This is a genomic window from Streptomyces sp. SID14436 (genome assembly GCF_010548465.1).
Taxonomy (GTDB): Bacteria; Actinomycetota; Actinomycetes; order Streptomycetales; family Streptomycetaceae; genus Streptomyces.
Genome location: NZ_JAAGMD010000400.1, coordinates 1 through 9,619, shown reverse-complemented (window position 1 = coordinate 9,619; position 9,619 = coordinate 1). Strand labels below are relative to the sequence as shown.

At 71.9% G+C, this 9,619-nt stretch carries 9 protein-coding genes; 8 read left to right on the top strand and 1 reads right to left on the bottom strand.

The window, feature by feature from the left end:
• A partial coding sequence (locus G3I53_RS14175) for a helix-turn-helix transcriptional regulator (protein ID WP_343240618.1) occupies window positions 1-399 on the bottom strand: 399 nt, incomplete at its 3' end.
• 245 nt (window positions 400-644) lie between these two features.
• Between G3I53_RS14175 and G3I53_RS14170 the strand changes: the two genes are divergently transcribed.
• The 8 genes from G3I53_RS14170 to G3I53_RS14135 all read left to right on the top strand — a co-directional run bounded on the left by G3I53_RS14170 (window position 645) and on the right by G3I53_RS14135 (window position 9,452).
• Window positions 645-2,864: a glycoside hydrolase domain-containing protein gene (locus tag G3I53_RS14170; protein ID WP_164333667.1), complete on the top strand. Its 2,220-nt coding sequence runs from the start codon at window positions 645-647 to the stop codon at window positions 2,862-2,864.
• Between the two features lie 39 nt (window positions 2,865-2,903).
• Entirely contained in the window at window positions 2,904-3,644 is a 741-nt protein-coding gene (locus tag G3I53_RS14165; protein ID WP_164333666.1) for a hypothetical protein, read from the top strand.
• Window positions 3,645-3,718: 74 nt separating this feature from the next.
• Entirely contained in the window at window positions 3,719-4,153 is a 435-nt protein-coding gene (locus tag G3I53_RS14160; protein WP_164333665.1) for a peptidoglycan-binding domain-containing protein, read from the top strand.
• Between the two features lie 341 nt (window positions 4,154-4,494).
• Complete coding sequence (locus tag G3I53_RS14155; RefSeq protein ID WP_164333664.1) at window positions 4,495-6,075, top strand: S8 family peptidase; 1,581 nt, start codon at window positions 4,495-4,497, stop codon at window positions 6,073-6,075.
• A gap of 248 nt (window positions 6,076-6,323) precedes the next feature.
• Window positions 6,324-7,514 (top strand): DUF4190 domain-containing protein, encoded by a 1,191-nt coding sequence (locus G3I53_RS34550; protein ID WP_164438401.1) that lies wholly within the window; start codon window positions 6,324-6,326, stop codon window positions 7,512-7,514.
• A 175-nt stretch (window positions 7,515-7,689) separates the two neighbouring features.
• Window positions 7,690-8,442, top strand: coding sequence for a GntR family transcriptional regulator (locus G3I53_RS14145; protein ID WP_164334378.1), 753 nt, complete (start codon window positions 7,690-7,692; stop codon window positions 8,440-8,442).
• Window positions 8,443-8,791: 349 nt separating this feature from the next.
• Window positions 8,792-8,980 carry an SPOR domain-containing protein gene (locus G3I53_RS14140; protein ID WP_164334379.1) on the top strand — a complete coding sequence of 63 codons (189 nt, stop codon included), beginning with the start codon at window positions 8,792-8,794 and terminating at the stop codon, window positions 8,978-8,980.
• Window positions 8,981-9,035: 55 nt separating this feature from the next.
• A complete protein-coding gene (locus tag G3I53_RS14135) occupies window positions 9,036-9,452 on the top strand; it encodes a (deoxy)nucleoside triphosphate pyrophosphohydrolase (RefSeq protein WP_164334380.1) in 417 nt (138 codons plus the stop codon).
• Window positions 9,453-9,619 lie beyond the last annotated feature (167 nt).

Below are 9,619 nucleotides of genomic sequence, written 5' to 3'. Positions count from 1 at the left end.
CACCCGCTCGGCGGGCTCCGCCGCCCCGGCCTCCTCCGTGACCGGCGCCTCGTCCCGGCCGCGCTCGGCGGCCCCGCCGGCCGTCCCGTCCGACGGCTCGGCTCCGGTGGCCTCCGGACCCCGTACGTCCGGCTGCGCGCGTTCGGCGATCTCCAGCATGAGCAGTAGCCGGTCGGGTTTGACGCCCACCGTGCGGGCGAACTCGTGCACGGCCTGCCGGGGCGGGAGTGCCTTGCCGCTGAGGTAGCGGCCCCAGGACGACTTGCTGTAACTCGTCCGGTTGGCGAGCGTGGCCAGGGTCATCCCGTGGCGGCGGCGCAGGAGCCGCAGCTGTTCGGTGAGGAGTTCGGCCTCCCGGGCGGACCCCCCGGCCCGCGAGGTCTCGTCCTGTCCCGCCACCCCTTGTCCTCCCTCGCCTACTCCCGCCCGTCACAGGCGTGTTGACGCGTCCCGCGTCCCATCATGTCCCATCGCGTCCCACCGCTCTACCGGCGTCCGCGGCCGACCGCCGACCATGTGGGCACCGCGTCGGCCCCCTCGGAGGCCACTGCTGTGGCAGCTGCCGGCCGGACCCCTCATGGCCCCTGGGCCGCACACCGGCCCGCGAGCGGGCGGCCGCGGCCCCACCGGACGAATGGCTGTTCATGGCAGACGAACTCGTCAGACGAGCGCAGAAGTTCATCAACACGTACCGCGTCGACGGCATCCCCACGGTGGCCGAGGACGGCATCACGGGGTGGGGCACCATGTACGCCCTCACCCGATGCCTGCAGCACGAGCTGGGTCTCACCGCGCTGTCGGACAACTTCGGGCCCGGCACTCTCGCCGCCCTGGAATCCCGGTACCCCCGGCTGGACGCCGGCACGGTGCCCTCGGCCAACTTCTGCCGCATCATCCAGTCCGCCCTGTACTGCAAGGGCTACGACGGCGGTGACATCGACGGCAGGTACAACGAGCGGGTCTCGGCGGCCGTCACCCGGCTCAAGTCGGACATGGGCGTCTCGGGTTCCTACCCCGGGGACTCGGTCACGCCCAAGGTGTTCAAGGGCCTGCTCACCATGGACGCCTACGTCCAGGTCGCCGGCGGGAACAGCGCGATCCGGTCCGTCCAACGACTTCTCAACCGCAGGTACGTCAACCGCAGGGACTTCTTCGTCATCCCCTGCGACGGCCGGCACTCCCGCGACGTCGCCAAGTCCATGCTCCTGGCCGTCCAGTACGAACTCGGCATGGCCGACGGCGTCGCCAACGGCGTGTTCGGTCCCGGCACCCAGGCCGGACTGAAGCAGCAGACCGTGTCCCGCGGTTCGACCGGCGTGTGGGTCGAGTTGTTCTGCGCGGGCATGATCCTCAACCATCGGGGCGTCGCCCTCACCACGGCCTTCACCGATGCGGTCCGTGACGCGGTCATCGGCTTCCAGGAGTTCACCAGGCTCCCCCGCACGGGACAGGGCGACTACGCGACGTGGGCCTCGCTGCTGGTCTCCACCGGGGATCCCACCCGTGCGGGGACCGCCTCGGACTGCGTCACCACCATCACGCCGGCACGGGCCAAGACGCTGCGGGACAACGGGTACCGGTACGTCGGCCGGTATCTGAGCAACGTCCCGGGCACCACCCTGGACAAGGAGATCAAGCCGGGGGAACTGGACACGATCGCCGCCTACGGGCTGTCCTGCTTCCCCATCTACCAGACCTACGGCGCGTCGGCCGACTACTTCCGCAACAGCCAGGGAACCGTGGACGCGTACGCGGCGATCGACCGGGCCTCCCACTACGGCTTCAAGGCCGGGACGCGCATCTTCTTCGCCGTCGACTTCGACGCACTCGACCATCAGATCGACAGCAACATCCTGCCCCACTTCCGGGCGATCCGCCGGGTCCTGGCCGCGGACGGCCGCTACGAGGCAGGCATCTACGGCCCGCGGAACGTGTGCAGCCGCGTCGCCGACGAGGGTCTCACCACCGCCAGTTTCGTCTCCGACATGTCGACGGGCTTCTCCGGGAACCTCGGCTACGCACTGCCCGACGACTGGGCCTACGACCAGATCGCGACCCTCACCATCGGCTCGGGCGACGGCGCCATCGAGATCGACAAGAACATCGCATCGGGCCGCGACACGGGGCAGAACAGCTTCGCCCCCCGGCCCCGGTCCACCGAGCCGGACGGCAGGTTCGACGCCTCCAGGAGAGGGGCGCTCCTGCGGGACATCCAGGCGTATCTGGAGTCGGAGGGCCTACCGGAGAAGGGCGGCGGTCCCGAGGGGGTCGTACAGCTGTACACCACGACGGAGGCGTTCGACATCCTCATGCGGCACGACGCCATCGTCACCGACGTGGCGGCGCAGCTACGGATCCGCAAGGCCATGGTCATGTGTCCGCTGCTGTGGGAGATCCGCAAGGTGCAGATCCTGGACGCCGTCAGCGACCAGGGGGTGATCACGTACCACACCACGGTGGACTGGGACCCCACGGACCTCTACGTCAAGAGGGACTGCAGTACCGGTCTCGGCCAGATCTTCGCCGCCACCGCGATCAACGCGCGCAACCACCTCATCCGGGCGGGCCGGCTCGACGCCGCCGAGTTGGACCCGGATGACGACGACGACCTCTGGCCCGTCTGGCACAAGCTCTACGGCGAGGGCTACACCGACAACGCGTACAACATCCGGCACGTGGCCTACGCGCTGATGCATGCCGGATCCATGATGGGCGCCGGTCTGCCGACCCTCGACTACCCGGACCGGAGCACCCGGCTGTGCCTCGAACGCTACCGGGGCTCCGGCGACATCGCCGTGCGGGACGGTCACACGCAACTCGGCCTCTACCGCGTCTTCGAGAACCATTTCGCGCCCCTGCGCTGAAGCCGTCCGTCCCCGTCGTCCGTCCCCAGGAGTCACCTCATGTCATCGATGTCCCGGCGCAGTGCCACGAAGCGGATGCTGGGCCTGGCGGGAGCCGGCGCGTTCCTCGCCTGTGGAGGCACCGCGCTGCTCGCCACGCCCGCCACGGCTGCCGACGGGGGCCGTCCCCGAAAGGGACCGGAAGCCCTCCGCAAGGAGCAGGCGCGGATCCACAGCGGCACCACCAGCGTCAACGGCTGGGAGATGCAACGGTCCGTGAACAGCGGAGGGCACATCTGGACCCGACCGGTTCCCGGCACGGGCATGCGGATCGATGTGCGGATCGGTGCCGTGGAACGCGTGCTCGTCCATCTCGTCCAGCGCTTCCACTACGAGATCCGTGCGCTGGGTCCGGGCGACGTGACCGGATGGTGCGCACCCGGCACGGTCCGCAAGGGCCTGCCCGAGAGCAACCGGGCCTCCGGAACCGCCGTCACGATCCTGCCGGGTCACTACCCGCCCGGCGCGAGCGGAGGGTTCCTCCCCCTGGAGACGGCCGTGGTGCGTGACGTGCTCGCCGAGCTGGAGGGCACCGTCCGCTGGGGCGGCGACGACCCGAAGCCGGACGAGTCGCTGTTCTCTCTCGATGTACCGCCCGGCGACGCCCGACTGGAGAAGGTCGCCGCCCGGCTCAAGGACTGGCGCACCACACCGGGAGCCGGTCCGGGGACCACCGTCGACATCCGGTCCTCCGGCCGTCGTGCGAAGGCCGGGCAGCTGCGCGCCCGGCAGACCGCGTGACGCACCACAATCCTGCGGCGGCACCCACGGGGGAGTGCCGCCGCACCTCCACCACCGAACGAAGGAGAGTTCTCATGCGCCTGCGAGCACTGGCCACCGCCGCTGCCGTTGCCCTGTCCGCCGTCGGGTTCGTCGGGGCCACCGCCACGACGGCCTCGGCGGCCACGACGTGTTCCGGCTACACCGACTACTACGACGGGAACTTCCGTCACTACTACATCCCCACCACCTCCAACGGCTCCAGGGTCCGCGACTGCGTGCTGTCCCAGGGCAATCAGGGCACCGGCGTGAAGTGGCTTCAGCACACCCTGAACGTCTGTTACGGCCAGGGCCTGGCCGCGGACGGGATCTTCGGGCCCGCCACCAGAACCGCCGTGAAGAACGTGCAGGCGTACCTGAAGAAGAACCGGAGTTCCCTGATCGTCGTGGACGGGGTGTTCGGTCCGCAGACGTCGAAGTACATGAGCTGGGGCTACTACACCGACAACGGCGGCTGGATGCTCTGCTGACCCTCGGTTCCGGACTGTTCGGCGGGAGTGCCCGGCCCGACGCCGGGCCGGGCACTCGGCGCGTCGGCCGAGCGCTCCGGCCGGTGCCGTGCCGGTGGGCCGGGGAACCGTCGCGGACCTCCGTCCGCATGTGTCGCGGGCGTGGCGGGGCTGTTTCGTTCGTGCAGGGCCCTTGTGCAATTCCTGTGGAACCCTCAATCTTTCGCTGATGCCCGGATGAAGAAGCCCGCTATTGACATGTTCCTGTCAGTGGCTGGTTTCCTCCGCCACCCCTGGGGTCCGCGCATCGACCGCACCACCCCCCACAGCACACGCACCACCGACTGAGGAGGAACCCTCACATGGCAGTGATGCGTCATCCCCGGCGAAGACTGGCCACCCTCGGTGCCGCGGCGTCCGCCGCGCTCGTCGTGAGCCTCGTCTCCGCTCTCCCCGCGGGCGCGGCCCCGGCCGCGGCCGAAGGCCGCATCCAGTACGAGGGCGCGGCGAACGCCGTCGCCGGCAGCTACATCGTGACCCTGAAGGCGGACGAGGCCCGCTCCGACACCACGGAGGGCCGGGCCGTCGCCGAGCGGCACGGTGCCGACATCGAGCGGACCTACACCAAGGCCCTGAACGGCTACGAGGTCGAGGCGTCCGAGGCCGAGGCGAAGCGTCTCGCCGCCGACCCGGCCGTCGCCTCGGTCATCCAGAACCGCACCTTCCACGTCACCGGCACCCAGCCGAACCCGCCCTCCTGGGGCCTGGACCGGATCGACCAGCAGAACCTGCCGCTCAACAACTCGTACACCTACCCGGATTCGGCCGGTGAGGGCGTCACGGCGTACGTCATCGACACCGGAGTGCGCATCACGCACAGCGACTTCGGCGGCCGTGCCTCCTACGGCTACGACGCCATCGACAACGACAACACCGCCCAGGACGGCCACGGCCACGGCACCCACGTCGCCGGCACCGTCGCGGGCAGCTCCTACGGCGTGGCCAAGAAGGCCAAGGTCGTCGGCGTGCGGGTGCTGAACAACTCGGGCTCCGGCACCACCGCCCAGGTCGTCGCCGGAATCGACTGGGTCGCGCGGAACGCGGTCAAGCCGGCCGTCGCCAACATGTCCCTCGGCGGCGGCGCGGACAGCGCCCTCGACACGGCGGTCCGCAACGCCATCGCCTCCGGCGTCACCTTCGTCGTCGCGGCGGGCAACGAGTCCACCAACGCCTCCACCAAGTCCCCGGCCCGCGTGGCCGAGGCGATCACGGTGGGCGCGACCACCTCCAGTGACGCGCGCGCCAGCTACTCCAACTACGGTTCCGTGCTCGACGTGTTCGCGCCCGGCTCCGCCATCACCTCGGCCTGGAACAGCGGCGACTCCGCCACCAACACCATCTCCGGCACGTCCATGGCGAGTCCGCACGTCGCCGGCGCCGCCGCCCTGCACCTCGCCGACAACCCCTCGGCCACCCCGGCCCAGGTCTCCTCGGCGCTGACCTCCGCCGCCACCTCCGGCGTCGTCGGCAACCCGGGCAGCGGTTCGCCCAACCGCCTGCTGTACGTGGGCGAGGGCGACACCACCCCGCCGCCCACCGGTGACCGCTTCGAGAACACGACCGGCGTCACCATCGGCGACCTTTCCACCGTCGAGTCCCCGGTCACCGTCACCGGCGTGGCCGGCAACGCGCCCAGTGACCTGGCCGTCGAGGTCGACATCCGCCACACCTACATCGGCGACCTCCGTATCCAGCTGATCGCCCCCGACGGTTCGGCGTACACGCTGAAGTCGTACGGCACCGGCGGCAGCGCGGACGACATCCGCACCACGTACACCGTGGACGCCTCCTCGGAGACGGCCAACGGCACGTGGAAGCTGCGCGTGAGCGACAACGCGTGGTGGGACACCGGCCGGCTCAACAGCTGGGCCCTGCAGTTCTGACGGGCCCCGGGCCCCGCTGAGGGCCCGTACGCCCGCCGTTCCACCGCTCGGCACAACGGCGTCCTCGTCCTCGTGACCGGTCGCGGGTCCTCGGGCCCGCCCCGCGTCGCGGGGACGAGGACGTGCGCGGTCCCGTGAGGCCCGTGCGAGGGCCCGCCGTACGGGCCGCACACCGCCCGCCTACGATGCGCGCAGCCGCCCGTCGGCGGTAACTCCCGCGCAGCGCAGCCGAACCAGGAGCGGTCCCCGTGTCATCAGCCCCGCCCGCCGGGCCCCAGCAGCCCTACGACCCGGCGGACCCGGCCCCCGGTCCCGGCGGCGAGGCCCCCGCCCCGGATCCGTTCGCGCCGCCCGCGACCGCCGCGCCGCCCGACGGCACAGGCCCCGCCCCCGCGCCCCCTTACGGCGGTCTCCACGGCGCCCGGCCGCCCGCCGTCGTCAACGGTGCCGCGATCGTCGCCTTCGCGTTCGGGCTGCTCTGCTTCGTCCCCCTGGTGGGGCTGGTGCTCGGGCTCTTCGCGCTGTGGCGGATCCGGCGTCGCGGGGAGCGCGGCCGTGGCCTGGCGATCGCCGGGTGCGCGCTGTCCTCGGTGGGGCTCGCCCTGTGGTCGGTCCTGCTGACCACCGGCGCGGCCGCCGAGGCATGGAGCAGCTTCCGGGACGGGCTGCGCAGCGTCGGCGCGCCCGCTCTCCGGTCGGGCGACTGCTTCATGGCGCCCGAGGGGATGCAGGCCTGGGCCGCCTGGTCCCGGGAGTCCGAGCCGGTGTCCTGCGCGGGGGAGCACGACGGCGAGATCTTCGCCCGCGTACGGCTCCCCGACGGCCGCTACCCGGGCACCGAGGCCCTCATGACGTCCGCGCATCACGAGTGTCACGCCCACCGCCGGGCCTACGTCGTGGACCCCTGGACCGTGCCGGCCAACACGGACGTCTACTCCGTCACCCCCACCGAGGAGAGCTGGGACCTCGGCGACCGGGAGATCCTCTGCGCCTTCGGCAACGAGGATCCGTTCGCCCGGCTCAGCGGCTCGCTGCGCCGGGACGAGAGCTCGTTCGACGCCGACCAGCTGACGTTCCTGGACGCCGCCGGACTGCTGGACGACGCCGCGGACCGCGTGCCGGTGACCGAGCCCGAGGACGACCTGCCCGGCCACACGAAGTGGGCCGAGCACATGGTGTCGGCGCTGGACCGGCAGACCGGGATGCTGCGCGAGCACACCTGGTCCGCCGCAGCGCAGCGCCCGGTGGCCGACCTGGTCGAGGTGCTGGAGGAGGCGCGGGTCGAGTGGGCCGCGGCGGCCGGCGCCGAGGACGCGGACACCTACTACGACCATCAGCTGAAGGGCAGCGTGCTCACCGAGTGGGAGCAGGAGGTCACCGCACGCAAGGCTCTGGGGCTTACCTCGTCCCGGTCGACCTACGTCCCGACCGGCGGGTAGGACCCGTGGGCGGCCGGATCCAGGTGTGACGGAGCCTGGAGCGGGGAGAAAGTGCCTGGGTACAGGCATGCCCGGCCACGTTCATCACATCGAGTGATTCTCTGGCCTTTGCTTGCCCGGCGGAACCCCGGGTTGCCACGCTGTTGCTGTCTGTACAACCTGATGGGAGCGGCCCGTGACTTTCGGTGAGCAGCCGGCGTACCTGCGTGTCGCGGGTGATCTCCGCAAGAAGATCGTCGACGGCCGGCTGCCGCCGCACACCCGGCTCCCCTCCCAGGCCAGGATCCGCGAGGAGTACGGCGTCTCCGACACGGTGGCGCTGGAGGCCCGCAAGGTGCTGATGGCGGAGGGGCTGGTCGAGGGCCGCTCCGGTTCGGGCACGTACGTGCGGGAGCGGCCCGTGCCCCGGCGGGTGGCCCGCTCCGGCTTCCGGCCCGAGCGCGGAGCCACGCCCTTCCGGCAGGAGCAGACCGACGGCGCGGTGCACGGCACCTGGGAGTCCAGCAGCGAGCAGACCGAGGTCTGCGGCGCCGTCGCCGAGCGGCTCGGCATCGAGCCCGGCGACCGGGTGATGCGCACGAAGTACCTCTTCCGCGAGGCCGGCGAGCCGATGATGCTCTCCACCTCCTGGGAGCCCCTCGCCCTCACCGGCCGGACCCCGGTGATGCTGCCCGAGGAGGGCCCGCTCGGCGGCATGGGCGTCGTCGAGCGGATGCGCGCCATCGACGTCATCGTGGACAACGTCACCGAGGAGGTCGGTGCCCGCCCCGGCCTCGCCGAGGAGCTCGTCCTGCTGGGCGGCGTGCCCGGCCATGTCGTCCTCGTCATCCAGCGCACCTACTACGCCTCCGGACGCCCCGTGGAGACGGCCGACGTGGTGATTCCCGCCGACCGCTACCGGGCCGCCTACCACCTCCCGGTGCGGTAGCGGACGCCCGTCCCGGCCGGGTGGTGTGAGCCCCCGGCGCTCCCTTCACGCTCCCCGTGCGCCATCGCTCCGGCGTGCGGTTCACCGGGCGCGGGCTCCGGCGGCGTAGCAATCCGGTCGTTCTCGCTGGTCGCCCGGGAGCGGCGGCCGGGCCCCGGCGTGCCCCTGACCGGACCCGTCGACCGGACGCACGGCGCATTCACCACCCTGCGCCCCCTGCGTTCTGGCTGGTTGGGTACCTCGTTGTGAAAAGACGTATTCGCAGCGTGAAGGTAAGGCGTAGGCTCGGGCATATGCGGATTGCGGTTTCCTTACCGGGCGGGTCGCGGGCGGGACGTGGAGGGGCGCGATGAACGACGGCACGGTGACACTTCCCTGGCTCGTCGTGCGCCAGGACGACAACGGCAATCGCTACCGCGTCGGCCGGTACGCGAGCCGCACCGAGGCGCAGCGGATCGCGGACAGCCTCGACGCCCGGGGCCACGAACAGCTCTACTGGGTCGAGCGGATCGGTCAGAACGGCCGTCCGGCCGACTGACGCCCCGCCCGGACGGCCACCGGTGACGGCCCGTCCCTCCCGTAGGCTCCCCGTCATGGACGAGCGGATCGTGGTGGTCGGTGCGGCCCTCTGGCACGAGGGGCGGCTGCTCGCCGCCCGCCGCAGCGCCCCCGCCGAACTGGCCGGACGCTGGGAACTGCCGGGCGGCAAGGTCGAGCCCGGCGAGAGCGGCGAGGCGGCGGTCGTACGGGAGTTGCGCGAGGAACTCGGCATCGACGCCGAGGTGGGGCAGCGCGTCCCGGGGGAGTGGCCCCTGCGCCCGCCCTACGCGCTGCGGGTGTGGACGGCCCGGCTGTGTCCCGGCTCCCCCGCCCCCGCACCCCTTCAGGACCACGACGCGCTGCGCTGGCTCACCCCCGCCGAGGTCTGGAACGTCGACTGGCTCGACCAGGACGTGCCCGCCGTGCGGGACGCCCTCGCCCACATCGGCCGCTCCCCGACCAGGACCTGAGGCGGCCTTCCGAGGGCACGGCCGAGCGGCGGGCCCGGACCTGAGGCGGCCTTCCGAGGGCACGGCCGAGCGGCGGGCCCGGACCTGAGGCGGCCTTCCGAGGGCACGGCCGAGCGGCGGCGCGGACGCCCGACGGCACGCCAGGCGCCCCGGCCGACAGTCCGCCC